This is a genomic window from Nonomuraea zeae, assembly GCF_005889725.1.
Taxonomy (GTDB): Bacteria; Actinomycetota; Actinomycetes; order Streptosporangiales; family Streptosporangiaceae; genus Nonomuraea; species Nonomuraea zeae.
The window spans coordinates 11953-37642 of the sequence record NZ_VCKX01000010.1 but is presented as its reverse complement, the minus strand read 5'-3'; the positions used below and the strand labels follow the sequence as shown (position 1 = coordinate 37642).

The 25690-nt window shown below is 71.5% G+C and carries 20 protein-coding genes; 12 read left to right on the top strand and 8 right to left on the bottom strand.

The features are described from left to right. Nucleotides 1-75: 75 nt before the first annotated feature. From ETD85_RS05210 to ETD85_RS05200, 3 genes are read right to left on the bottom strand one after another with little or no spacing between them, the layout of a single operon-like run. Entirely contained in the window at nt 76-834 is a 759-nt protein-coding gene (locus tag ETD85_RS05210) for an ABC transporter permease (protein ID WP_138688446.1), read from the bottom strand. Beyond that, nucleotides 831-1775 carry an ATP-binding cassette domain-containing protein gene (locus ETD85_RS05205; protein ID WP_138688445.1) on the bottom strand — a complete coding sequence of 315 codons (945 nt, stop codon included), beginning with the start codon at nt 1773-1775 and terminating at the stop codon, nt 831-833. Before ETD85_RS05205 ends, ETD85_RS05210 begins: the two co-directional genes overlap by 4 nt. Before the next feature lie 5 nt (nt 1776-1780). Continuing rightward, on the bottom strand, nt 1781-2983 hold the full coding sequence (locus ETD85_RS05200) for a cytochrome P450 (protein ID WP_138688493.1): 1203 nt from the start codon (nt 2981-2983) through the stop codon (nt 1781-1783). Nucleotides 2984-3147: 164 nt separating this feature from the next. On the opposite strand from ETD85_RS05200, the gene ETD85_RS05195 reads away from it, so the two are divergent. From ETD85_RS05195 to ETD85_RS05185, 3 genes are all read left to right on the top strand, one after another. Then, the gene (locus ETD85_RS05195) at nt 3148-3810 is read left to right on the top strand and encodes a helix-turn-helix domain-containing protein (protein WP_206058088.1); all 663 of its coding nucleotides are present in this window, start codon (nt 3148-3150) and stop codon (nt 3808-3810) included. Nucleotides 3811-3966: 156 nt separating this feature from the next. Continuing rightward, nucleotides 3967-4434 (top strand): RrF2 family transcriptional regulator, encoded by a 468-nt coding sequence (locus ETD85_RS05190; RefSeq protein ID WP_138688443.1) that lies wholly within the window; start codon nt 3967-3969, stop codon nt 4432-4434. 123 nt (nt 4435-4557) lie between these two features. Further along, nucleotides 4558-5712 (top strand): MFS transporter, encoded by a 1155-nt coding sequence (locus ETD85_RS05185; protein WP_138688442.1) that lies wholly within the window; start codon nt 4558-4560, stop codon nt 5710-5712. Nucleotides 5713-5780: 68 nt separating this feature from the next. Here ETD85_RS05185 and ETD85_RS05180 read toward each other — a convergent pair whose 3' ends face one another. After that, nucleotides 5781-6641: a LysR family transcriptional regulator gene (locus tag ETD85_RS05180; RefSeq protein ID WP_138688441.1), complete on the bottom strand. Its 861-nt coding sequence runs from the start codon at nt 6639-6641 to the stop codon at nt 5781-5783. Between the two features lie 70 nt (nt 6642-6711). On the opposite strand from ETD85_RS05180, the gene ETD85_RS05175 reads away from it, so the two are divergent. Continuing rightward, on the top strand, nt 6712-7311 hold the full coding sequence (locus ETD85_RS05175; RefSeq protein ID WP_138688440.1) for a short chain dehydrogenase: 600 nt from the start codon (nt 6712-6714) through the stop codon (nt 7309-7311). Here ETD85_RS05175 and ETD85_RS05170 read toward each other — a convergent pair. Beyond that, nucleotides 7296-7994: a hypothetical protein gene (locus ETD85_RS05170; protein ID WP_138688439.1), complete on the bottom strand. Its 699-nt coding sequence runs from the start codon at nt 7992-7994 to the stop codon at nt 7296-7298. The two genes, ETD85_RS05175 and ETD85_RS05170, sit on opposite strands and share 16 nt — an antisense overlap. A 183-nt stretch (nt 7995-8177) precedes the next feature. Here ETD85_RS05170 and ETD85_RS05165 point away from each other — a divergent pair, with 183 nt between their 5' ends. The 5 genes from ETD85_RS05165 (at nt 8178) to ETD85_RS05145 (ending at nt 14214) form a co-directional block, all read left to right on the top strand. After that, nucleotides 8178-9329 carry a sensor histidine kinase gene (locus ETD85_RS05165; protein WP_138688438.1) on the top strand — a complete coding sequence of 384 codons (1152 nt, stop codon included), beginning with the start codon at nt 8178-8180 and terminating at the stop codon, nt 9327-9329. After that, a complete protein-coding gene (locus tag ETD85_RS05160) occupies nt 9326-9985 on the top strand; it encodes a response regulator (RefSeq protein ID WP_138688437.1) in 660 nt (219 codons plus the stop codon). The genes ETD85_RS05165 and ETD85_RS05160 overlap by 4 nt, the downstream gene beginning before the upstream one ends. Nucleotides 9986-10443: 458 nt before the next feature. Further along, nucleotides 10444-11220, top strand: a complete 777-nt coding sequence (locus ETD85_RS05155; protein WP_138688436.1) for an alpha/beta fold hydrolase — start codon at nt 10444-10446, stop codon at nt 11218-11220. Continuing rightward, nucleotides 11217-12005 carry a MerR family transcriptional regulator gene (locus tag ETD85_RS05150; RefSeq protein ID WP_138688435.1) on the top strand — a complete coding sequence of 263 codons (789 nt, stop codon included), beginning with the start codon at nt 11217-11219 and terminating at the stop codon, nt 12003-12005. The genes ETD85_RS05155 and ETD85_RS05150 overlap by 4 nt, the downstream gene beginning before the upstream one ends. 328 nt (nt 12006-12333) lie before the next feature. Beyond that, nucleotides 12334-14214 (top strand): CocE/NonD family hydrolase, encoded by a 1881-nt coding sequence (locus ETD85_RS05145; RefSeq protein WP_138688434.1) that lies wholly within the window; start codon nt 12334-12336, stop codon nt 14212-14214. Between the two features lie 184 nt (nt 14215-14398). Here ETD85_RS05145 and ETD85_RS05140 read toward each other — a convergent pair whose 3' ends face one another. Then, nucleotides 14399-14686, bottom strand: coding sequence for a DUF4158 domain-containing protein (locus tag ETD85_RS05140; protein WP_276617175.1), 288 nt, complete (start codon nt 14684-14686; stop codon nt 14399-14401). A 378-nt stretch (nt 14687-15064) separates the two neighbouring features. Between ETD85_RS05140 and ETD85_RS05135 the strand changes: the two genes are divergently transcribed. Both ETD85_RS05135 and ETD85_RS05130 read left to right on the top strand, forming a co-directional pair. Continuing rightward, entirely contained in the window at nt 15065-16225 is a 1161-nt protein-coding gene (locus tag ETD85_RS05135) for a serine hydrolase domain-containing protein (protein ID WP_138688433.1), read from the top strand. Nucleotides 16226-16341: 116 nt separating this feature from the next. After that, a complete protein-coding gene (locus ETD85_RS05130; RefSeq protein ID WP_138688432.1) occupies nt 16342-20688 on the top strand; it encodes an NACHT and WD repeat domain-containing protein in 4347 nt (1448 codons plus the stop codon). A 66-nt stretch (nt 20689-20754) separates the two neighbouring features. Here the strand turns inward: ETD85_RS05130 and ETD85_RS05125 are convergent, their stop codons facing one another. Further along, nucleotides 20755-23364, bottom strand: a complete 2610-nt coding sequence (locus ETD85_RS05125) for a family 78 glycoside hydrolase catalytic domain (protein WP_138688431.1) — start codon at nt 23362-23364, stop codon at nt 20755-20757. Between the two features lie 118 nt (nt 23365-23482). Here ETD85_RS05125 and ETD85_RS05120 point away from each other — a divergent pair, with 118 nt between their 5' ends. Next, nucleotides 23483-24118, top strand: a complete 636-nt coding sequence (locus ETD85_RS05120; RefSeq protein ID WP_138688430.1) for a TetR/AcrR family transcriptional regulator — start codon at nt 23483-23485, stop codon at nt 24116-24118. Between the two features lie 19 nt (nt 24119-24137). On the opposite strand, the gene ETD85_RS05115 is transcribed toward ETD85_RS05120, so the two are convergent. Then, on the bottom strand, nt 24138-25454 hold the full coding sequence (locus ETD85_RS05115; protein WP_138688429.1) for an MFS transporter: 1317 nt from the start codon (nt 25452-25454) through the stop codon (nt 24138-24140). Nucleotides 25455-25690: the final 236 nt, after the last annotated feature.

Here is a 25690-nt window from a genome sequence, read left to right as displayed (position 1 = left end):
CGAACCGCCGGTTCCGTGGCGGTTCGAGTCGGCCTGTGGCATCACGCAGCTCGCCGCCGCCGGATCCAGCGAGCCTCACCGGTTGTAGAGCCTGCGCGCCCACAGGTAGCTGACCAGGGCGATGCCCGCGCTCCACGCGGCCGCCTCCAGGAAGCTGGACCCGGCCGGACGCCCGGCCAGCAGCGCGCGCAGCGTCTCGATGACGGGGGTGGCCGGCTGGTGCTCGGCGAACCAGCGCAGACCGGCCGGCATCGACTCGGTCGGGACGAAGCCGCTGCCGAGGAACGGCAGCAGCATCAGCGGCATCGGCAGGTTGCTGGCCGTGGCCACGTTCCTGGTGACCAGGGCGAGCGCGACCGACAGCCAGGTGATGGCGAAGGTGAACATGGCCAGCACACCGACCACGCCGAGCCAGTCCAGCACCGAGGCGGGCGGGCGGAACCCGATCAGCAACGCCACCGCGGTCACCATGGCAAGCGCGAGGAACGTCTGCACCATCGCCCCGAGCACGTGCCCGGTGAGCACCGAGACGCGGGCGATGGCCATGGTCTTGAACCTGGCGATGATGCCCTCGGTCATGTCGGTCGCCACCGAGATCGCGGTTCCCTGCGCGGCCCCGACGATCGTCGTGATCATGATGCCTGGGGTGAGGTAACCGGCGTAGGCGGCCCGGTCGGCGCCGATGCCCGCGCCCATGGTGCCGCCGAAGACGTAGACGAACAGCAGCAGGAACACCACGGGCACGGCCGCGAACGTGAGGATCAGCGTGGGGTAGCGCCAGATGTGCTTGACCTGGCGCCGCAGCATCGTCGCCGAGTCGGTGATCGCTCTCATCGGGAGGGCTCCTGGGTCGAGGGCTCCTGGGTCAGGGTGAGGAAGACGTCGTCCAGGTTGGGGGTGTGCACCGACAGCTCGGCGACGTCGACGGCGTGCGCGTCCAGCCACTCCAGGAGCTTCCTCAGCGTCCTGACTCCGCCGGAGTCGGGGATCTGGACGGTGAGCGCCGCGTCGTCGCTGGAGGTGGCGCCGACCTGGCCGGCCGCCCTGCGGTACCCGTCGGGGTCGGCGAAGCGCACGACGATGTGGCCGCCAGGGACCATGCGCTTGAGCTCCTCAGGGGTGCCCTCGGCCACCAGCCGGCCCTGGCTGAGCAGCGCGATGCGGTCGGCGAGCTCGTCGGCCTCCTCCAGGTACTGGGTGGTCAGGAAGATGGTCACGCCGTCCTGCTGGACCAGGTCCCGGACGATCTGCCACATGGTGCGGCGGCTGCGCGGGTCCAGGCCCGTGGTCGGTTCGTCGAGGAAGATGAGCTCGGGCGTGCCGACCATGGTCATGGCGAGGTCGAGCCGGCGGCGCATGCCGCCCGAGTAGGTGGCCGCGGGCTTGCGCGCGGCGTCGGTGAGGTCGAAGCGCTCCAGCAGCTCGCGGGCGCGGCTGCGGCCCCTGGCGCGGCCTAGGTGGAGCAGGTCGGCCATGAGCCGCAGGTTCTCCTCGCCGGTGAGGAAGCTGTCGACCGCGGAGAACTGCCCGGTGACGCCGATCGCGGCACGCACCTGGTCGGGTTCCCTGGCCAGGTCGTGCCCGGCCACCCAGATCTCGCCCGCGTCGGCCTTGATCAGGGTGGACAGGATCTGCACCGCGGTGGTCTTGCCCGCGCCGTTGGGGCCGAGCAGCGAGAAGACGGTGCCCTGCGGGATGGTGAGGTCGATGCCGTCCAGGACGCGATGGGCGCCGTAGGACTTGCGCAGCCCTGTCGCCGAGACGAAGGTTCGCATCGCGGTCACCCCCGATCCCAGGTGACGGGCAGGCTGTGCACGCCGTACACCTGCGAGGGGTCGGTGCGCAGCGACAGCTCTTCAGCCGGTACGGCCAGCCGCAGCGTCGGGAAGCGGCTGAGCAGCGCGGGAAACGCGACGCGCATCTCGATGCGGGCAAGCTGCTGGCCGAGGCACTGATGGACGCCGTGGCCGAAGGCCAGATGCCCGGCGGCCGAGCGGCGCAGATCGAGCACGTCGGGGTCGGAGAACCTGGCCGGGTCCCGGTTGGCGGTGTTGATCGCGATGACGACCGTGTCGCCCGCCTTGAGCTGCCTGCCGCCGAGCTCCACGTCCTCCAGCACGCCGCGCATGCCGGTGGCGGCGACGGACAGGTAACGCAGCAGCTCCTCCACGGCGCCGGCGGCCAGATCGGGGTCGTCGCGCAGGGCGGTGAGCTGGGCCGGGTCGCGCAGCAGGGCGAAGGTGCCGAGCGCGAGCATGTTGGCGGTGGTGTCGAGCCCGGCGCCGAGCAGGAACGCGGCCACGCCGCCGAGCTCCTCGTCGGTCAGGTCGCCGCCGGTGGCCAGGTCGCTGAGCAGGTCGTCGGTCGGCTTGGCCCGCTTGGCGAGCGCGAGCTCCCGCAGGTACGTGCCGAGCTCGACGAAGGCGGCGTACTGCGCCTCGGCTGTCCCGTCCGGCAGGGCCCGGGTGGAGCTCTGGAACTGGTCACGGTCCTCGAACGGCACGCCGAGCAGCTCGCAGATCATCAGCGCCGGCACCGGCTGCGTGAAGACCTGGACGAGGTCGGCGGGCGGCCCCTGCCGCTCCATCGCGTCGAGCCGCTCGCGGGTGATCTCGGTGACCCGCTCGGTGAGCAGGTTCATCCTGCGGACGGTGAACTTGCCCGCCAGCAGCTTGCGGAAGCGGGTGTGCTGGGGTGCGTCCATGCCGGTCAGGTCGCCGACGGGGGCCGGCGGCAGGTGCCCGCCCGCCAGGGGGTGGTAGTGGGTTTCGTAGCGGGAGCTGAAGCGCGGGTCGGCGAGGATCTGGCGGACCAGGTCGTATCCGGTGATCATCCAGACGCCGGGGGCGCCCTCGGGCGCGGCCAAGCGGGCGATCGGCTGCTCCGCCCGCAGGGCGGTGAGCGAAGGGGCGGGATCGAAGGGACAGGCGGGTGCGCGGTCGAGGGACGGCGCGACCGGCTCGTCGCGATAGTACGCGTTCATCATGATTGAAAGCTACGTTGCTTTCAGAAATTCTGTCAATTAATCGATGCATATATCCGCAGTTCAAAGCCGTTAAATTGATGCGTTGACGCTGAAGCTGAATGCAATGAACCGTTGCATTGTGTGGTGCCGAACGCAATGATGGGGTGATGTCAGAAGGAAGGTTGACCCGGCAGGATCGCCAGCGCATCGCGACCGGCCTCGCCGAGGGCCGCTCCTACGCCGAGATCGCCAGGCGCCTGGACCGGCCGACCTCGACGATCAGCCGCGAGGTCGGCCGCAACGGCGGCCCCGGCGACTACCGCCCCGAGCGGGCGCACCAGGCGGCGGCGCGGCGCGCGCGGCGCGGCACCCCGGCTCGTCCGGCCGACCCCAAGGACCGCAAGGTCTTCGAGGTGGAGGAGGAAGCCGTCGAGATGGCGATCGGGATGGGCCTGCCGAAAATGATGGCGCGCGTGCTCATCGGCCTGTGGCTGAGCGAGGACGGCCGGCTCGCTGCGGCCGACCTGTCGCGCGGGCTGAACGTCAGTCCCGCCTCGATCTCCACGGCGGTGGGTTACCTGACCCAGCAGGGGCTGATCAGGCGCGAGCGTGATCCGCAGCGGCGGCGCGACATCTACGTGGTCGACGACGACGCCTGGTTCCAATCGACGGTGATCAGCTCGCGGCAGACGCTCGCGGCGGCGGAGGTCGCGAAGGCGGCGGGGGAGGCGATCGGGCTCGACACGCCCGTGGGGCGCCGCCTGGCCAGGGGCGGTGCGTTCCTGGAGCGGATCAGCCTGGACGGCCTGGCGTCGGCCGAACGCTGGCGCGACCTGCTGCAGTGACCGGAAAGGGCGCCCTCCACGTCCCCGCTGGAGGGCGCCCTTTCCGGTCACGCGCGGTTCAGACGCAGTGCACGTTGTGCCGGGATGGCGCTTGCCGCCAGCGTGGTGGTGCCCCTCCGGGCCTGCGGCCAATCGGGACGTGTAATATCCCGATTCATGCGGATGGGTGAGGGAGTCGAGTGGGGGCTGCACTGCTGCCTCACGCTGGCATGGCTCGATGAGCGACCGGTGTCCACGGCGAAGTTCGCCACGCTGTTCGAGCTGCCGCCCGCATATCTGAAGAAGCGGCTACAGTCCCTGGTCAGAGCCGGCATCCTCACCTCGGCCCCCGGGGTCAACGGCGGGTTCCTGCTGGCCCGGTCGCCGGAACGGATCACGTTGATGGACGTGGTGACCGCGCTGGAGGGGCCGGACGAGGCGTTCCGGTGCACCGAGATCCGGCAGCGCGGGGTGGAGCCCGCGCCGGAGTTCGCCCGGCCGTGCGGGGTGGCCACGGCCATGCGCAGGGCGGAGCTGGCCTGGCGGCGAGAGCTGGCCGGCCAGACCGTGGCTGACCTGGTCGCCACGGCTCCGGCCGAGGCGGCGGCCCGGATGCGGCAGCGGTACGCCCGCCTCACCCCCTGAAGGGTGGCGTGTCCGCCTCTTAGCGGGTCCGTCCGGTAGACCGCCGCTCCGTCTCGCGCGCCGCCGTAGCAGAAAGCTCGCGGCACCTCCCCGAGGTGCCGCATTCACTTGAGGAGAACAGGGATGTTGGATGTCCCGATTAGGACCCGGCCGAGCTCGGCGCTGGTGCTGGCGCTGGGCACGTTCGCGGTAGGGACCGATGCCTTCGTGGTGGCCGGATTTCTGCCCGAGATGGCGGCGTCGTTGCACGTCTCCGAAGCGGCCGCCGGGCAGTCGACGACCGTGTTCGCGGCAGCGTACGCCATCGGGTCGCCGGTGCTGGCGACGTTGACGGCCCGGCTGCCGCGACGGCGGCTGCTCGTGGGGGCGCTGATCGTGCTCGGACTGGCGAACGTGGGGTCGGCGCTGGCGCCCAGCCTGCCGATCCTGATCGCGACCCGCGTGCTGGCCGCATTGGGTGCCGCCGCCTACACGCCGAACGCGGGCGCGGTGGCCGCCTCCCTCGTGCGGCCGGAGTCGCGGGCCCGGGCGTTGGCCGTGGTGGTCGGCGGGCTGACGATCGCGACAGCGCTCGGGGTGCCGTTGGGCAACGTGGCCGCCCAGTGGCTCGGCTGGCGCAGCGCGCTGGGATTGGTCGCCGGGCTCAGCGGGGTGGTGGCCGCCGGAGTCTTCGCGATCATGCCTCGGCTGCCAGGGGGCCCTCAGGTCCCGCTCCGGAGCCGGCTCGCGGTGCTGCGCCATCCGGCCGTGGTGCGCGTGCTGCCGTTGACCGTGCTGGGCATGGCGGCCGCCTACACGGCCTATGCCTACAGCGTCCCCGCCTTGGAGGGGGTCGGCGTCTCGGCGATCGGGTTGATGCTCTTCCTGTACGGCGCCGGCGCCGTCGCGGGCAACCTGCTGTCCGGTTACGCGACTGACCGGTGGGGCGCGCGCCGGGTCCTCGCGATCGGCTACGTGCTGATGGCGCTCACCATGGGCATACTGGCCTGGCTCGCGGCGTCGGATGTGGCGATCCCCGTCGCGGTCGGCGTGCTCATGGTGGGGTGGGGAGCGAGCAGCTGGTGCCAGACCCCGCCGCAGCAGCACCGTCTCATCTCCGCCGCGCCGGGGGAGGCCGCGTTGCTGGTCTCCCTGAACTCCTCCGCGATCTACGCGGGCATCGGGCTGGGCACCGTCCTCGGCGGCATGACCCTCACGTGGGAGGTCTCCTGGATGTACGGCACCGCCGCCCTCCTGGCCGCCGCCGCCCTCGCCGTCACCCTCCGCAAACCCCGCTGAAGCCCGCCCCTGAGGCCGTACGCCGCTGCCGCACGGTCCGGGAACAGCAGACCCGCACCGCGCCGACGCTAGGACACCAGTTGCTGTTGCACCAGCCGGCGGAAGGCCTCGGTCGCGGGATGCGAGGGGCTGCTCGGCCACACCATGTACACCGTCACCGGGGCGGCATCGGACAAGGGCAGGTAGCGGATGCCTGGGTGGGGATGGGTGTAGCTGATGCCCGCGGTGGTCACCCCGACGGCCTCGCCGGTGGCGATGGTGGTGAGCCATTCGTCCACGCCGGGCACCTGGAAGGTCGGGGGCCGCTGGGTGTCGGGCCACAGGTCGGCGCGCGTGGTCGAGGCGGTCGAGCACACGGCGACGGGCTGGCCCGCGAGATCGGCCAGGCGCACGGCCGGGCGCTGGGCGAGGTGATGCTCCTCAGGCACGGCCGCCACGCGCTGCTCGCTGATGAGGGAGCAGCTCGCGAGGCCGGGGTCGGGGGTGGGCTCGGCGCGCAGGAATGCCACGTCGGCCTCGCCTCGGCGTACGGCCGCTTCGGGGTCGTCCACGCGCCGGACGTGCACAGGCGTGTCGGGGTGGCGCTCACGCCAGGCGCGAAGGAGGGGGACGGTGTGGCTGCCCAGCGCGGACCAGGCGAAGGCCGCGCGGAGGGAGCGTGGCCGCGTCCCGGTGGCCGCCTCGGCCAGCGCGGAGTCCACCTGGCCGAGAATGCGGTGGGCGTGCTCCCACAGCCGCCGGCCGGCTTCGGTGAGCGTGAGGCGGCGCGTGGTGCGCTCCACCAGCCGGGTCCCCAGGCGGCTCTCCAACTGTTCCAAGGTGCGGGAAAGCGCGGGCTGGGTCATGTGGAGAGCGAGTGCGGCACCGGTGATCGTCCCCTCGTCGCCGATCGCCGCCAGGGCCCGGAGATGACGCAGTTCCACATTCATAAACGCCGAGCATAAATGCCGCCTGAAGAGCATTTCACTGCGGGCCGCGGGCCGCCGTAACGTCGTGGCCATGAAGATTCTGCTCATCGGCGCCGGCGGCACGCTCGGCACCGCCTTGCGTGAGACGCTGCTCGGGCGTGGCCATGACGTCCTCACCGCCGGCCGGCGTAGTGGTGAGCTCCGCCACGACATCTCCGACCCCGCGCAAATCACGGCACTGTACGCGAAGGCGGACACGGTCGATGCCGTGGTCAGCGCCGCCGGCGATGTCCCCTGGAAGCCGTTCGCGGAGATGACGCCGCAGGACTACCAGGCGGCGTTCGACGGCAAGGTGCTCAGCCAGATCGAGCTGGTGCGCCAGGGGATCGCGCACGTTTCCGAGCGGGGGTCCTTCACCCTGATCAGCGGGGTGCTGGCCCGTGAGCCCGTCGCCACCGGCAGTGCCGCGTCCATGGCCAACGGCGCGGTGGAGGCGTTCGTACGGGCGGCCGCCATCGAGATCGCACCCCAGCGCATCAACGCCGTCTCCCCGACGATCTTCACCGAGGACCTCGAGAAGTACGGGGCCTACTTCCCCGGCTTCCCGCCGGTCGACCTCAGCGAGGTCGCCCAGGCTTACGTCCGCTCGATCGAAGGCTCGCAGACCGGCCAGGTCTACGCCCTGCCGTAGTGCCGGCCGGTGGGCGCCGGCTGGTGTCCCACCGTGGCGGTGACGTCCCAGTCGGCGTCGGACAGCCTGAGGGTACGGATGCCCAGCCGGCCGAAGACCACGGCGATCGCGCCGATCGCGCCGAGCTTGACCACGATCGGCGGGTCGTCGGGCAGCGCGTTGTGGGCGATCGCGACGAAGGTGATCAGCGCCGGGGCCCACCAGCCGATCAGCCCGGCTCGCCACGCCGCCCAGGCCAGCAGCGCCAGGCCGAGGCCGAAACTGGTCAGCAGGACGAAGAAGACCACCAGTGCCGGGTCGGCGTTGAGCCTGCCCTCGAAGGCGCGCATCTGTGCCGGATCTCCGCCGGCCAGTGACCGCATGACCAGATAGACGGTGGTGAGCCCCATGTGCCCCAGCGCGCCGAGCAGGGTGAACAGTGCGCCCAGGTGGGCGAGGAGCGAGCCGCGGTCGCGGGCCTGATGGATGATGCCGCCGATCGCCGGAACGGTGAGCACCGCCGATGCCAGCAGGATCAGCGCCGAGACGGTCAACCGCTCCGGATGGCTGACGGAGGCGTCGTAGAAACCGGCGTCGCCGGTCGGGTCGAAGGGGTCCTGAGCGAGAAGCAGCGTGCCGAACCCGAGCAGGCCGATCCCTGACGCGATGCGGCGAGGACGGCGGGCGTCGGAGAAAGCCGACATGGTGTCCCTCCTGGGTCGTGGCCGTTCTGATGGCGGCCGGCGCCTCCACTGTCCTGCCGGGCGCCCCTCGAATGCGTCGGCAGCACGACTCGATCCGGGTCGTCCGAAGGGACCAGGCAGCCGCCGGAAAACGTCGCTCTCAAGGCTGACTACGGCGGTTGCCCCCAGGTCTATCGTCAACTCATGGCCGGGCTCGCCGCATCGCCGGCCCGGCGCGACGTGCTGCTGGCGCTGGGCATCGCCGGCCTGGCCCAGGCCGAGGTGTGGACCGGGGCCGTCGTGGGCGGCCCGCGGCCCGCGGTGGCCGCCACCGGGCTCGTGGCGGGCCTGGCGCTGGCGTGGCGGAGGCGATTTCCGCCGGCGACGCTGGTGACCGTGCTGGCCGGCATGATCGCCCAGGCCGCGCTCGGGGTGGACTCCAACACCGGCTTCGCGATGGTGTTCGCCGTGGTCATCGCGCTCTGCACGGCGGCTTACCAGGCGCGGCACCCGTTGCCGGTCCTGGCTGCGGCGGTGGGCCTGGCCGAGGTCGCGGTGCTGATCGAGAAGGGGCCTTCGGCCGCCGATCTGCTGTACGCGGGCGTGTTCGCAGGCGGTGTGTGGCTGGCCGGGCATGCGCTGCGCATCAGGCAGCTCAGCTCCCAGCTGTCCGAACAGCGGGCCGCGCAGGCCGAGCGGGAGGCCGCCTGGCAGGCCGGGGTCGCAGTCGACCGGGAGCGGGCCAGGATCGCACGCGAGTTGCACGACGTCGTGGCCAGCAGCATGACCGCGATGGCCCTGCACGTCGGCGGGATCCGGCGGATCCTGCGGCCCGACCAGCAGGCCGAGCGGGAAGCCCTGCTGATGGCCGAGCAGACCGGCCGCCAGGCGCTGGCCGAGCTGCACCGGCTGCTCGGCCTGCTGCGCGAGCCCGGCCAGGCCGCCCCGCACACGCCGCTGCCACGGCTGGCCGACGCCGGCGACCTGCTCGATCCGGTACGGGCGGGCGGGCTGAGCGCCGAACTGCGGGTTGAGGGGACTCCGCGACCGCTGCCGCCGGGCATCGACCTGTCTGCGTACCGGATCCTGCAAGAAGCGATCACGAACGTCGTCAAGCACGCCGACGCCACCCGGATCGACTGCGTCATCCGGTACGGCGAGCAGAGCGTACGCCTCGACATCAGCAACGACGGCGAGCCCCCGCGAGCCGGGCGGGCGGCGCCCGCGGGAGGGCACGGGCTGATCGGGATGCGGGAGAGGGCCACGCTCTACGGCGGGACGCTGGAGGCCGGCCCCTGCGCCGGGCCCGGCTACCGCGTCACCGCGGTCCTCCCCCTGGACGGGCCCGCCACATGACGATCCGCGTGCTCCTCGCCGACGACCAGCAGATGATCCGGGCCGGGCTGCGCCTGGTCATCGCCGCGGAACCCGACATCGAGGTGGTGGGCGAGGCCGGTGACGGAGCCGCCGCGGTGGCCGCGGCCAGGCGGCTCCGCCCCGACGTGACGCTCATGGACATCCGCATGCCGAAGCTAGACGGCATCCAGGCCACCACCCGGCTGTCCGCCGGCACCCCACCGCCGACCCGCGTCATCGTCCTGACCACCTTCGACATCGACGCCTACGTGTACGAAGCGCTGCGGGCCGGGGCGAGCGGCTTCCTGCTCAAGAACGCGCCCCCCGAAGACCTCGTCCACGCCATCCGCATCGTCTCCTCCGGCGCGGGCCTGCTCGACCCGGCCGTGACCCGGCGGGTGATCGAGGAGTTCGCCCGCACGCCCGCGCCACTTCCCGCGACTCCGCAGCTCGCCACGTTGACCGCACGCGAGCGTGAGGTCCTGCACCTGGTCGCGCACGGCCTGTCCAATGCCGAGGTCGCGGCCCGGCTGTACGTCAGCGAGGCCACCGTCAAGACCCACGTCGCCCGGATGCTCACCAAACTCGGCCTCCGTGACCGCGTCCAAGCCGTCGTGTACGCCTACGAACACGGCCTCATCCGCGCCGGCGGCTGATCGGGGTCCCAGTAGCAATGAGACCTCCGGCTGACGTCTCGGTTCGATCACGGTGTTGGATCATCCTGCGCGGTGCCGGGGGAGTTCAGCGACCCCGGACCCGGGTTCGTGGGGGAGGGCGACGCGATGGCAGTGTCCTGGGCCGTGTCCTGGGCCCCACTCGGGTCCGCGTCACCGTGTGGTTGCGGGATTGGCCATCTCGGTGTCGAGTAACCATCGTCTGTCGACACTCGCCGGACCGATCGCAGAGCCGCCCCCGACCGCCAGATCGACGCGCTGCTGCGCGCGGGGCGTCGACCACAACGACATACTGCCCGCCTTGCGTTCAGACGACGTCAGGCGCTTGGTCGCATGCCCCCTCGGCGGATGTGCGCGATGCCCGCGCCCCGGTTTGACCTTGACCTTAGGTCAGGGTGCACGCTGAACGGGTGAGCAACTTCAACTCCGCCTGGACCGGCATGGTGCCGGTCGACGACACCGCGCTGGCCGTGACCGACACCGGTGGGCCCGGCCCTTGCGTGATCTACCTCAATGGCCAGTTCGCCAGTCAGGCGTACTGGCGGCAGGTCATCGCCGATCTCGGGGGCGAGTACCGGCACATCACCTATGACATGCGGGCCCGCGGCCGATCGAGGCGTTCGGCCGCGGCCGCTTCGTTCGAGACGCATGTCCGTGACGTCGGCAGCGTCCTTGCGGCCAGGGGTGTGGACCGGGCGATTGTGGTCGGCTGGTCCTACGGCGCGGCGGTCGCGGTGCACTGGGCCGGCCGGAATCCGGACCGCGCCCTGGGGGTGGTGCCCGTGGACGGCGCCTACCCGCACGACTATCCTGACGCTCCCCCGGAACGGGTCCGGCAGTTCTGGCTCCGGATGCGCTGGCTGCTGCCATTGCTCTCCAGGCTGGGCATGGCCGCGAAGATGTCCGCCGAGCAGCATGCCCAGAGCAACATCGAGCTCATCGAGATCAGCGCCGCTCTCGGCCCGATCCTGGACGGTGTGACCGTCCCGGTCCGGTATGTCGTCGCCACGGGCGCCAACCTCGGGGGCGGGCATGATGAAATGGAAAGCGCGCGCGCCACCCTCGACCCGGTGCTCGCCCGCAACCCGAACATCAAGGTGAGTGCGAAGGTTGCCAGCAACCACAGCAAGATCGTGCGCAAGGACTTCCGCGCGGTCGCGGACGCGGTTCGCGAGCTCGCCGGCACGGCACGGGCACGGGGCCGGCTGAGCCGATGACGGACGGCGTCACGATCGGCCAGGCGGCGGCATTCGCCGGCGTCACGGTGAAGGCCGTGCGGCACTACCACCGCCACGGGTTGATCGGCGAGCCGCGACGCGACAGCTCCGGCTACCGGCGCTACGGATCGGCCGACCTGCTGCGGCTGGTCCAGATCCGGACGCTGGCCGCCGCCGGCGTACCGCTGGCCGAGATCGGGGCGATGCTCGACGCCGATCCTGGCCGGTTCGCCGACGCACTCGTTGACGTCGAACGGCGCCTCACCGACCGGATCGACGATCTGATCGCGCGGCGTGACACGCTGCGCCGGCTCGCCACCGGCGACCGGGCCCTGCTGCCCGATCGCGCTCTAGCCCTCCTGGACAGGGCCGCCGATCTCGGCTTGACCCCGGACGACGTGGCGACGGCCAGGGAGGGCCTGGTGCTGATCAAAGCCCTGGTGCCGGAGGGCTTCGACGACTACCTCTCCCGGATCGAGCGCGCCCTCGACGACCCCCGGTACGGGTCCTTGATCAAGCGCATGTGGCGCGCCGCCGAGTGGGAGCCGGACGACCCCCGCATCGACGAACTCGCCACGGCCATCGCCGACCACTTCCTCGCCCATCCCGCGCTGCTGCCCATCCCGGCCGGACTCCAGGCCCGCACCGACAGTGCGAGCCGGTACAGCCTGCTCACTCACCACGGACAAGAGCAGAAGCCGGCCTGGACCCGGCTGACCGCGTTGATCGAGACGCGTCTGCGCTCGGCCGGCATCGACATCGCGGACCAGACTCCCCTTGACTGAACTCTGAAATCGCATCCTTGGCCTCCACCGCGTAGGTCGGGCCCCACTCCGGCCTTCTGAGCCAGGGCACTCTGGCGGCCCACGGCGCAGCCGTTGGCTTTCGGGTCCATGTCAGCGGCTTCTTCCTGGTCAGCCGCCGGGTCATGAGCGTCGCCGTCGAAGCGGCCGCCCGCACCCACCAGAGCCGGCCCAGCCTCACCCCGGCGGACATGGCCCGCAAGATCACCGAAGTCCTCGACGCCGCTTGACGGGCTTGTCCCGAGGTTCTCGCCGGACCCCCGTGCTGCGGCGCTTCATCGACAGCAGTTACCAGCCCTAAGGAGGGCACATGTCCAGTTTTAAACGGCGAAGCCTCCTCGCCGTAGTCGCACTTGCGATTCCGTTCGTGGTCGCCGCTGCTCCCGCCGCGTCCGCGACGGCGAAGCCGAAGATCAAAGTCTCCGGCGGGCTCACGCAGCCCGCTTTCTCCTACGCCGACGCCATCCGTGAGCACGTTCGGGTGCAGTCGACGGTCGACAGTGACGGCGACGGAAAGAAGGATCTGGTCCGGGTGGACATCATCCGGCCGAAGGAGTCAGGTCCCGGGCTCAAGGTTCCGGTGATCATGCATCAGAGCCCGTACTTCGGTGAACCGGGTGTCGGCTTCGAGGTCGAAAAGAAGAAGTATGGCGCGGACGGGAACCTGACGAAGTTTCCGATGTTCTACGACAACTACTTCGTGCCGCGCGGGTACGCGTTCGTGTCCGTGGACATGATCGGCACCCGGTTGTCGGACGGCTGTCCGACGAGCGGCGGTCCGTCCGACGTGCTGGGCGGCAAGGCGGTCGTCGACTGGCTCAACGGCCGGGCGACCGCCTACGACGCCAAGGGCGCTCCGGTCAAGGCGTCCTGGACCACAGGCCGTACCGGGATGATCGGGCACTCCTATGAGGGTGCCCTCGCCATGGCAGTCGCCGGCACCGGGGTGCGAGGGCTGGAGACGATCGTGCCGATCGCGGGGCCGAGCAGCTGGTACGACATGTGGCGCGCGAACGGCACCCTCACCGACATCAAGGACGGGCAGGCCTGGATGGCCGCACGGATTGACGAGGATCCGGACGAGAAGTGCGCGGCAGTGCGCCGGCGCATGAGCGAGGGCTCTGACGACGCCACCGGCAACGACAACGCCTATTGGCGGGAGCTCGACTACCGGACCGGGCCGGTTTCGAAGGCGCGCAACGTGCGCGCCAGCGTCTTCTCGGTGATGGGGATGCAGGACCGGAACGTGATGGCCGACCAGTTCTCCACCTGGTGGACCCAACTGCCTCGCGACCTGCAGCGCAAGGCGTGGGTGACGCAGTACGGGCACCTCGACCCGTTCTGGGCCCGCCGCGAGGTGTGGGTCGACACCCTGCACCAGTGGTTCGACCACGAACTCATGGGCGTCTCCAACGACATCACGCGCCGGCCGCGCGTCGATGTGCAGCTCGGTCCGGACCGCTGGATCACCCAGGCCGACTGGCCCGCACCCGCGGCGCGGACGACGACCCTGCGGCCGCAGCAGGACGGCTCCCTGGGCCGCAAGCCCTCGACCGGGACCGGCAGCTACCTCGACACCGCCCAGACTGAGATCGCGATGGCCGGCAACCCCGACACCGCCGACCCCAACCGGCTGGCCTTCCTGACCCCGCCGTTGAAGAAGGCGATGCGGCTGTCCGGGACGCCGTCGGTGAGCCTGCGGGTCACCCTGAACGAGCCGACCGCCAACCTGGGTGTCGTGCTCGTCGACTACGGCACCGACGCCCGCATCAACTACCGCGAACGCAGCGCGACGTCCGCGGAAGGCCTGAAGTTCATCGGCGGTGAAGACTGCGTCGGCCAGAGCACGGACGGTGACGACGGCTGCTACCTCAAGGCCGGCGACAACCTGGCGACTTCCGACTTCCACGTGGTCACCCGGGGAATCCTGGACGCGCAGAACCATGAGTCGCTGAGCCGCCAGGCGCCGCTGACGCCTGGCAAGGCCTACCAGATCACCTGGAAGATGCTGCCGCTGGATTACGAGTTCAAGGCCGGGCACCGGCTGGGCCTGATACTGACCGGAACCAACGACGACCTCAACCTCGACGAGAGCAGCAACGTCGAACCCGGCACCGGGGCCAAGGTCACCGTCGACCTGGCCGACACGTCGATCTCGCTGCCGCTGGTCACCGGCACAACCAGCAAGTAACGGCAAGATCGACACTCGCGATCTTCGAGGTGGTGCCCCACCAGCTGCGAGGTCAGATCGGAGGCGCCCTTGCGGGCCGTGCCGACCATCTTGGCCGCCATCAGGTACTCGCGCGCCAGGTTGAACAGCAGCGTCGGCGAGTCGTGCTCCATCGCCCGGTCCAGCAGGAACTGCTCCAGCTCCTTCATCGCCTGGCTGCCCGCCGGGGCGGTCTGCCACTCCAGATACTTGCGATCAGGCCCCGCCGCTCCGCGACCCGGGCCACAGCCGGCGGCGGTGCCGAGCCCACATCGTCGGGCACGAACCCGAGCCACGGCAGTGTACAGAGCTGGACCAGCATGCCCAGCCGATCAACCGGGCCCCGCCCCTTGCCCGGATCGACGAACGCCACGTCAGCCGCCGTCGGCGTGAAAGACCGGATCAGCTCATCCGCGCTGATCTCCGGGAACGAGCATCTTCTCGGACAACGCACCACTCCACGTGCCGTACCGGACAACCGGAACGAACGCAGCGGCAGTGATCATCAACCCGCCACGGAGATCGACTCTGCCGTTACCACAGGTCAGACGCCACTTCGCTGGAAATTTCTTCCGTGCTACTGGGACCCTGATCGCGAGCGCCAGCTCGCCGGCGCGGGTGCCGTTTGCGTTCGGGTCCATCTCATTGCAAGTTTCCTCACTTGCATTCACCCTCACATCCATTGCAATTACCCAAGGAATTCCCGGTCAGAACCCATATTTAAATTGATAGTTTTGTGAATGCAAGCTAGCTTTTCGTGCATTGCAAACGCTGAACAGGCGGGCGCGCCCGGCAGGACCTTTCCGGCCCACCCCTCAATGGAGGAGCTGACTTGCTCAGATCACAGTCCGTCGTTACGGCACTACTCGCCGCCGCGACCCTGGCCACCACAGCCCTGCCCGCAGCCGCATCCTCCGCTCCCGGACATCCCAAGGTGCAGCAGGTGCTCGACCAGGCGGTGGCCGCCAAACTCGCCCCCGGCATGGTCGCCCACGTCCGCGACGGCCGCCGCTCCTGGTTCGGCTCGGCGGGCGTGTCCAGCACCAAAACCGGACGCGAGCGCCGGCAGAACGAGCGATTCCGCATCGGCAGCGCATCCAAGGCCTTCACCGCCACCGTGGTGCTCAAGCTCGCCGCCGCCGGCAAGCTGAGCCTGGACGACACCCTGGACAAGTACCTCCCCGGCCTCTTCGACGACAGCGCCTACCAGCCCGAAAAGATCACCATCAGGCAGCTGCTCAACCAGACCAGCGGCATCTACGCATACTCCGACGACGAGGAGTTCTTCGCCACGGGCGTCGGCGCCGAGTGGTTCAAGCACCGCTACGACACCTACACCCCGCAACAGCTGGTGAAGATCGCCCTGGCCCACCCGCCCACCGGCGAGCCGGGGCAGCGCTTCAAGTACTCCAACACGAACTACATCCTCGCCGCGATGATCGTCGAGAAGGCGACGGGCAGGACGTTCGAGCAGGAGCTGGACCGCACCGTCATCCGACCCCTGCGCCTGACCGGCACCTACCTGCCCGGCACCGCCGCCAAGATCCGCGGCCCGCACCCGGTCCACTACTCCACCCTGTTCTCCCGCGACCCCCAGCCCACGATCTACGACGCCACCCAGATGAACCAGTCCTTCGCCTGGTCCGCCGGCGGCGTCATCTCCACCGCCACCGACCTCAACCGGTTCTTCGCCGCCCTGTTCGGCGGGCGCGTCCTGCCGCCCGCGCAACTGCGCGAGATGCTCACCACCGTCTCCACCGAGGGAGCGAACTGGATCCCCGGCACCCGCTACGGCCTGGGCATCTTCGAACAGGAGCTGCCCTGCGGGACCACCGTCTGGGGCAACGCCGGCGCCACCTACGGCTCCTGGAGCTACTCCATGGGCACCCGCGACGGCAAACACCGCCTCACCACCCAGGTCAATGGCGACTGGGCACCCCTGAGCGTCTTCACCGACGCGCTCTCCGCCGAGTTCTGCCCGACCGCGTCCTAGGCGGGCGATCCGGGCCGCTCGCGGGGTGAGCCGGCCACGGTCGTTGTAGCGGGGCCCGGCTCGGTCGCGATAACACACACGGGCGGGTGCCTTCGCGGACCGACGGGGGGTTGTGCATGGGATCGGGCGCCGACGACGAGCCCGGCGATTCCCAGGCTCAGGCGGCGCGGGCGCGGATCGCCCTGGTGGTGCGGCGGAGCGGGAGCGGTCTGCTGAAGCGGTCTCCGCAGGCGGTCATCGCGACGTTGTGCGCCGGCGCCCTGGTGCCGCTCGCCTTCGCCGGCGCCGATGGCCTGGTCACGGCCGGGGCCCAAGTGCTCGGCGGTGTGGGCGGCAACGTGCTGGCCGATGTGATCATCAAGTCGATGGACGCGGTGCGGCAGCGGGCCGCCGGCCGCCCCCTGTCGGAAGAGGAAGTCGAAGGCGAGATCGGCGCCCAGCTCCTGCGATCGCTGGAGGCAGATGGCGCCGACGCGCTGGACCTGCGGCGGGCGATCGCCGGGGTGCTGCACGAGATCGATGCGGCGGGAGCCGCTCTTGAGGCGGCGGTCATCGACGGAGATCAGCGGCTGCAGGCCCATCTCACGACCGTCTTCGCCGAGCTGAGCGGGAGCTTCGCCGAGTTCCGCCAGCTGCTCGCCGATCTGTCGGGCAAGGCCACCCAACTGCAGGAGATGCTGCACCGTCAGGCCGCCGAGCAGCAGCACGACCGGGATCTGGCCCTCCGGCAGTCGGTGCAGCTGACCCTCGTACGCGAAGAGATCTCCGCCGTCAACCGGCGTGCGGCCGCCGCGCAGCAAGCGGACGACGGCGGCCCCAGGTGGCCGGACGAGGCGCCGTACCGGGGGCTGTGGCCGTTCGAGCGCAACCATTCCCCGATCTTCTACGGCCGCGAGCGGGCCACGGCCAGGCTGCTCGGCAAGCTCACCGAGCGGCTGCCCGCATCGGGGCTGGCCATGGTGACGGGTGCGTCCGGGGCAGGCAAGTCCTCGCTGCTGCGCGCGGGGCTGCTGCCGGCGCTGGCCCGTGGCCTGCTGCCGGGCGCGCCGGATTGCGAGCACTGGCCGCAGGTGGTGATGACGCCGACCTCGCGTCCACTCGACGCCTTGGCAGTACGGCTGAGTGCCCTGGGCGGGCTCGAACCGAGTGCGGTGCGCCGCTCGCTGGAGGCCAATCCGCAGGACGCCCATCTGACCGTGCAGCACGCCGTGCTCGCCGACGCCGAACGGCGCCGGCGGCGTGAAGCCGGCCGGCTCGTGCTGGTAGTCGACCAGTTCGAGGAGGTCTTCCAGCTGGTCGGAAGCAAGGAGCGGGAGGCTTTCTGCACCGCGCTCGTCGCTGCCGCGGCCGCGCCGGCGCTGGTCGTGCTGGCCGTGCGTGGCGACTTCGCGGCCACCTGCGCCGCGCACCCCGTTCTGGGCGAGGCGCTGGAGGACGGGCAGTTCGTGCTCGGCCCGATGACCGAATCCGATCTACGCCGTGCCGTCACCGGACCCGCCGCGGCCGCCGGCCTGGAGCTCGAACCCGGCCTGGTCGAAAGCGTTCTGAGCGACCTGCGCTCACACGCCGACGAAGGCGGCTACGGCACCGGCGTGCTGCCGTTGCTGTCGCAGGCGATGCTGCTCACCTGGGAGAGGAGGGAAGGCCGCACGCTGACGAGCCGCGCGTACGGCCTGATGGGCGGCGTCGCCCACGCGGTGGAGTCGGCCGCGGACGAGGTGTACGACGCCCTGACCGCCGAGCAGCAGCGCCTCACCCGTGCGGTCTTCCTGAATCTGGCCGACATCGGGCCCGACGGACGGCCGGTGCGGCTCCGGGTGGCGCGGGGGGAGTTGCTCGGCGGCTATCCGGCGGAGCGAAGCGCGGATGTCGAGGCGGTGCTGGGGGCGTTCGCCGACCGGCGGCTGCTCGTCCTCGGCGGCGACGGCGGCGCTCAGGGCGCCGGCGGCACCATCGAGATCGCCCACGACGCGATGCTGCACGCCTGGCCCAAGCTGAGCGGCTGGCTCGCCGACGGGCGCAGGGACCACATCGTCTTCCGGCAGTTCCTGAACAGCGCCGCGGACTGGCAGGACAAGAGCCGAGATCCGGCGTTCCTCTACCGGGGCAGCCGCCTGTCGGAGCTGCAGGAGGCGTTTCCCCGATGGGACGCCGATCCGTTACGCCACCCCGTGCTGACCGGCGTGCACCGCGAGTTCCTGGAGGCCGGCGTCCGGGTGTCCACGCGGGTCGCGCGCACCCGCCGCGCCGTCATCGTCGCGCTGGCGATCCTGCTGGTGGCGGCTCTGGCGGGGGCCGGGATCGCGGTGGACCGCGCATCGAAGGCGAGCGCGCAGGAGAACGCCGCGCGCTCGCGCGAGCTCGCCGGGCGCAGCGTGGACGTGAGCGAATCCGATCCCGCGTTGTCGCGGCTGCTGGCGGCCGCCGCATGGAGGATGGACGACACGCCGGAGGCGCGTGCGGCCATGACCGCCGCGCTGCTCAACCCGGCTCGCGCGGTGTTCGCCGGGCATGTCGCCGATGTCGAGGAAGTAGCGTTCAGCCCCGACGGCACGACCTTGGCCTCGGCTGGACGCGACGGCACCGTACGGCTCTGGAACATCGCCACGGGCCGTCCGATCGCACGCTTCACGCTCGCGCCGGATGAACGCGCGCGGGGAGTGGCCTTCAGCCGGGATGGCAGGCTCCTGTTCGGCGCGAGCGGCACGGAGGACTCCGACGGGGGCGCGATACACGTGTGGGACATCGCCGCCCGCCGCCCGGCCGGCGACCCGCTCACCGTCGCAGGCGTCCTCGACGGGGAGACCGTGCGCTTCAACGCTGTGGCGCTCAGCCCCGATGGCGAGACGCTGGCCGGCGCGGGAGACGACGGCGTCCTTTATCTGTGGCAGGTCGCCACCCGGCGGCGCGTCGCCCAGATCACTGCCGATCAGGCAGAAGACGTGACCTTCAGCCCGGACGGGCGCGTGCTGGCCACCGCCGGCACGACCGGGGCCGTGCTGTTCTGGGACGTGGCCCGGCGCCGCGAGATCATGCCCCGCCCGGCCACCCGCAAGGGCAACATCGCGGCCTGGAAGGTGGCCTACACCCCTGACGGCACGAAGCTGCTGAGCGGGGACAGCGACGGAACCGTGCGCTGGTGGGACACGACCACCCATCGCCGGCTCGGCGCCCCCCTTCAGGGCTCCGGCACCGCGCTGGCCGTCAGCCCCGATGGCGGCACGATGGCCACCGACGGCGGCGCGGGCACGATCGTCCTGTACGACCTCGTCACTCGCCGGCAGATCGGGGCTCCCCTCGTCGGCCACACCGGCACGCCGTTGGACGTGGCCTTCTCCCCGGATGGGACGACGCTGGCCAGCGCCGCCGTCGACGGGACCGTCCGCGTCTGGAGCCTCGTCCGCGGCCGGCAAACCGGCCGGCCCGTCACCCGGCCCGGCACCGGCGCCATCTACGGCACCGCCATCGGCCCTGACGGCCGCACGCTCGCCACCTCCAGCGGCAACGGCGTACGGCTGTGGACGCTGGCCGGGCGCGACCGTCGCGGACAGCCCGTTGTGAGCCCGCTCGGACAGCCCATCGCGCCCGGCAGGATCGGCGACGGAGGCCCGGTGGCCGTCAGCCCCGATGGCAAGCTGCTGGCCACCGGCGCGTCCGACGGAGTGATCGACCTGTGGACGGTCGCCACCCAGCGGCAGTTCGGGCCGCCGCTGCGCGGCCACACCGAGGACGACGGTCAGAGCTGGGTGCGCGGGCTCGCGTTCAGCCCGGACGGGACGATGCTCGCCAGCACCGGTGCGGACGCCACCTTGCGGTTCTGGGATGTGCGGACCCGCCGGCAGATCGGCCCGCCGGTGACAGGTGTCCGCGGTTCCGCACTGGCCTTCGCCCCCGACGGCACCACCCTCGCGGTGGGCATGGACGACGGGACCGTCCGGCAGTGGGATCGGCGTACGCGCCTGGAGAGGGCCTCCCCGATGCGCGGCCACATCGACGCCGTCACCTACGTCGCGTTCAACCGGGACGGTTCGGTTCTGGCCAGTGCGAGCAGCGACCGCACGGTCAGGCTGTGGGACGTGCGCACCGGCCGGCAGAAGGACCAGCCGCTGGTGGGGCACACCCACACGGTATGGATGGCGGCCTTCAGTCCCGATGGGCGGCTGCTCGCGAGCGCCGGCCGCGACAGCACGATCCGGCTGTGGGACGTCGCCACCCGGCGGCAACTCGGCCGTCCGCTGACCGGGCATGACCAGGGCGTCTCCGGGGTCGCCTTCACCCCGGACGGCCGCACCCTCGTCAGCACCGGGTATGACGCCACCATCCGGCTGTGGGACGTGAACCTGCCCTCCGACCTGGAGGCCGGCGTGTGCGTCCTGGCCCAGCGGACGATCACGCGCGAGGAGTGGAACCTCTACGTGCCGGGCGAGCCGTACGAGCCGGTCTGCGCACCGTCCGTGCCCTGAAGAGGCCGAGTGGCGATCTGCTGATGCCGGGGCCCGGGCAGGGACCCGACGCGCTCGCGTCGCAGGTCAGAGCCTCGTGCGGTAGGTATGGGTGCCGGGGGCGGTGGTCGCGTGCCCTTCCGCCCCGGGCAGGCGCACGTCCGCCGTCGTGCCGGGCGGCACCTCGATCCGCAGCTCCAGCTCGTCCCCGGTGACGCGCCAGGACGACAGGATCCGCCCGTACGGGCTGTGCAGCTCGGCCTCCGCCCAGCTCAGGCCGCCGCCCGGCCGGGGCGCGACGGCGAAGTGGCGGTAACCCGGCTCCAGCGGGCGGATTCCGGCCACGTGGGTGTGCAGGAAGGAGATCACGGCGCCCTTGCTGTAGTGGTTGAGCGAGCCCCGCACCGTGCCGTCACCGCCGACGGCCTCCCAGTGTTCCCAGATCGTGGTCGCCCCCTGCTCGATCATGTGCAGCCAGGACGGGGCGGTGTCGCGCAGCAGCAGCTCGTACGCCACGTCCAAATGACCGTTGTCGGCCAGTACCGGCAGCAGATGAGGGGTGGCCAGGAAGCCGGTCGTCAGATGGGTGCCGGCCCGGCGGACGAGCTCGGCCAGGCGCGCTGCCGCCAGGGCCCGGTGCGCGGGCGGGACCAGGTCGAACGCGAGCGACCGCACGTGGGTGGCCTGGTCGTCCACGGCCAGGCCACCGTCCGGGCGGACGAACGCGTGCCGCCAGGCCATCAGCGTCCCCGCGGCCAGCTCGTCCATGCGGGCGGCGTCGCCCTGGTGGCCGAGCAGCCGGGCGATGCCGGCCACCAGGCGGGCGGAACGGTGCAGGTAGGCGGTGGCGACCACGCTGTGGTCGCGGTCGGGCTCCGGATGCTGCGGGCCGTCCGGCTGGAGCCATTCGCCCCAGTGGAAGCCGGTGTCCCACAGGTAGCGGTCGTGGGGCCCGGGCGCCCGGCCGGGGTGGCCGTGCTCACGCGCGCGGGTGGCGCCGAAGTCCACCCAGCGCAGCATCGCCGGGTAGAACTCGGCGAGGAGGTCGCGATCGCCGTACGCGCGCCACATCTCCCACGGGACGTTCACCATCGCGTCACCCCAGCCCGCCGAGCCGGTCATGCCGGCCTCGGCCGGGCTGAGGAGGAAGGGCGGCTGGCCGGGGGAGTAGTTCGGGACGCGGCCGTCCGGCCACTGTTCGGCCGCCACGTCGCGCAGCCACTTCCAGGTGAAGCCCGCGACGTCGAAGACGAACGCGGCGGCCGGCGCGAACAGCTGGTAGTCGCCGGTCCATCCGGCCCGTTCCCGCTGCGGGCAGTCGGTCGGGATGTCGCACGCGTTCCCGCGGAAGCTCCACACCGCCGCCTCGTGCAGCTGGTTCAGGCGCTCGTCGGCGCACCGGAACCAGCCGGTGCGCCGCAGGTCGGTGTGGACGACGACGCCGGCCACGTCGCCGGGCGCCAGGCCGTCCGGGTGGCCTTCCACCCGCGCGTAGCGGAAGCCGTGGGTGGTGTGCCGGGGCTCGAAGGTCTCCCCGTCCAGGCCCGCCGCCGTCACCCGGTCCGTCTGGCCGGCCGGGAGCGGCGCGCGGGTGGCGAAGTCGAAGGCGCGCAGGTTCTCGGTGGTCACGTCGCCGTCAGGGGTGAGCGCCTCCCCGTGGGTCAGGGTCAGCGTCGTGCCCGCCGGGCCGAGGCCGGTCAGGCGTAGCCGGCCGTTGATGTTCTGTCCCAGGTCGATCACCTGGACGCCGGGACGCACCGTGGTCACGGCGACCGGGCGCAGGGTCTCCACCGCCCGCACGGGCGGGCCGGGGGAGGCGACCAGCCGGGCCTGCTCCGGCTCGGCGAGCGCCACGTCGCTCCAGACACCGCCGCACGGTCCGGGCCGTGACCAGCCGGGCAGGTCCTCGCGCAGATCGACGCGCTGGCCGTCCATGAGGTCGGCGGACACGATCGCGCCGGTGGCCCACCGCCAGTCCGGGCCCGTCCCGATCACCGTCCTGCTGCCGCCGGGATGGTCGACGACGAGCTGAACGAGCAGGGCGACCTCCTCGCCCCACTGATCGGGCAGCCGCAGGAAGCCGTGCCGTCCGCGGTACCAGCCGTCGGACAGCACCGCGCCGAGCACGCCGGGCCCCTGCCGCAGCAGCGGTGTGACGTCGAACGTCTGCACCTGCAGCCGCGTCCGGTACGAGGTGAACCCGGGCAGCAACTCGAGGTCGCTCACCCGGCTGCCGTTGCAGTGGAGCTCGTACAGGCCGCGCGCGGTGGCGTGCGCGCGGGCCCTGACCACCGGCTTGTCCAGGGCGAATTCGGTACGCAGGAGGTAGGCGGGACGCTCACCGGGTGCGGCCGCCCGCGGATCGGCCGGGCTGATCCAGGCCGCGGTCCAGTCGTCCGGCTCCAGCAGGCCGGGCTCCCACCAGGACGGCCGGGACCAGCCGCTCTCCCCGGTGTCCGTCCATACCTTCACCCGCCAGGTCACGCGCTGCCCCGACCGGGGGAGCGGCCCTTCGTAGGGGACCAGCACGCTGGCCGCCGAGCCGACGGCGCCGGAGTCCCACCCGTCCGCCTGGATGCGGTACGCGAGCTGGCGTGAGCTGCCGGCCGGCAGCCACCACGACAGGCGTGGGCGCGGCGTGCCGATGCCGAGCGGCTCGTCGAGGTGCTCGACGCGAAGGTGGGTGGGTGCGGTCATGAGGGACTTTCTGCCTCGCGGGGGTGCGCTGCCTGCCGAAGCGCGAAAACCGAGATTACTCGGTTTTCATTCGGCGATCCATGCCTTCACCTGCCGCGGACCGGTAGGCTCGGGAGCCATGAAGACCTCCCGGCGCGGCGGCTACGCGGTCGGGACGGCGCGCCGCGCCAAGATCGTCGAGCTGGCCGCGCGACGGTTCGCCGAGGCGGGCGGCTATCACTCCACTTCGATGGCGCAGATCGCCGCCGACGCCGGGCTCAGCGAAGGCGGGCTGCTGCACCATTTCCCCAGCAAGAAGCACCTGCTGCTGGCCGTCGCCGAGCACCGTCTGGCCGGGGACGCCACCTGGTGGGCCGGGCTGCCCGCCGAGGCCACCGGCCTGGACGTCCTGCACGCGATGGTCGAGACCACCGAGCGGCATCTGGCCCAGCCGGGGCTCATCGAGCTGTTCGTGCTGATCTCCGCGGAAGCGGTCGACCGGGCCGGCCCGGCGCAGGCCCTGTTCGCCGAGCGCTACGAGCAGGCCGTCGCGGAGATCACCCGGCGGCTGCGCGACGGCGCCCGCTCCGGCCACTTCCGCGAGGACGTCGACTTCGCGTCGGTGGCGCGTGAGTACATCGCCGCCAGCGACGGCCTGCAACTGCAGTGGGTCATCAGCGGCGGCACGCTCGACCTGGCCGGTGCGGTGCGCGCGCACCTGGACCGCCTGGCGCGCTCGATCACCGTCGACGGCCGCGGCCTGGGCCGCGGCTGAGCCGTCGCGGCGGGGAACGCTACCTGACGTTTCGAATGGGCAGGATCAGGGCCGCGCCCAGCAGGCCCGCGAGCGCTCCGAACAGGAACAGCGCCGAGAAGTTCTGCGGGGCCGCCGCCGAGGCGCCGATCGAGAGGATCGCGGGAGCCATCGCCGGCAGGATCGAGGCCGGCAGGCTGCTGGCGAGGTTCATGATCCCGAGGTCCTTCGCCGGGTTGGCCGGGTCGGGCAGGATCTCCGTCACGAGCGCGATGTCGACCGCGAAGTAGACCCCTTGGCCGAGCCCGACGACGCCGATCGCGAACAGGAAGAAGGGGAAGGAGGTCGCGAAGGCGGCAAGCAGGAGGCCGACCCCGAAGATCAGCGCCGATGCGATGACGAACGGCTTGCGACGCCTGATCCGGTCGGAGATCTTGCCGGCGATGGGGGCGAAGACAAGGGCGGCGGCGGTGAGGACCAGCGTCGACAGGAAGACGGCCCCCGCGACCTCCGCCGGCGCGAAGCCCAGGGCGTTCATCAGGTAGAAGACCTGGTACGCCTGGATCGCCGCCACGCCGAGGAAGACCAGGAAGCGGCTCAGCCAGGCCCAGCCGAAGTTGGGGCTGCGCGCGGGGTTCACCCAGAAGGTGCCGAGCACCTCACCCCAGCCGAAAGGCGGACGTTCGGCCGGCGACAGCTCCTTGTCCTTCAGCATGACGGCGAACAGGGCGCAGCCGAGAGCCGCGACTCCCGCGGGGAGCAGGATCATCGCCGCCAGATTCGGCGCGACCGACTGCGCGATGAACAGGCCCACGACCGCGCCGACCGGCAGGCTCAGCCCGATGACGGCCGAGGCCGGTCCCCGCCGGTCCGGCGCGAACTGGTCGGCGACGACCGCCGTGAGCGCGACAGTGGCCGAGCTGAACCCCACCGCCGTGACGATGCCCGCGGCCGTCAGCACCAGCGTGGTGTCACCCGCCAGCATGGTGAGCGCGCCGGCCGCGAACAGCACGGCGCCCAGCAGCAGGTACGGCCGCCGCCGGCCGAACCGGCCGATGGTGCGGTCGCTGAGCCTGCCGAACACGGGGAACACGAGGAGCGAGCACAGGGCGCTGATGCTGGTGACGATGGAGACCACGGTGGCGGCGTCATCCGGCGCGATCACGGTCGCCTTGATCGACAGCGTCAGGACGGCGGGCACGAGGTTGGCCATCGCGGCGCCGATCGCGGCGAGGCCGAGGAAGAACAGGAAGCCCTGGCGCGGGTTGGGCCAGCCGTCCGGCGGAGTGTCGCGGTCGGCCGAGCCGATGCCCGCCGGGTCCGGCACGCTCTCGCCCTGCAGGTCAGAAGTACTCATCGTGGACACCTTTCGCCGAGCGGTCAGCCATCGGCGGCGATGGTGTGAGGGCTTGTCGGAGGCCGTCGACCGTCCCGCGCCTGGCTTGCCCGGAAGGATGACGCCGTGGCGCTGTACCGTTAAGCCGAGATGCCAATCAATGAAAGGCCCGGGTCATCACAATCCGGCCAACCCGATGTGCGGGCGACCGGAACGGCTTCCGCACCGGCGCGCGGACGCCGGCCCCCGCACGGCGA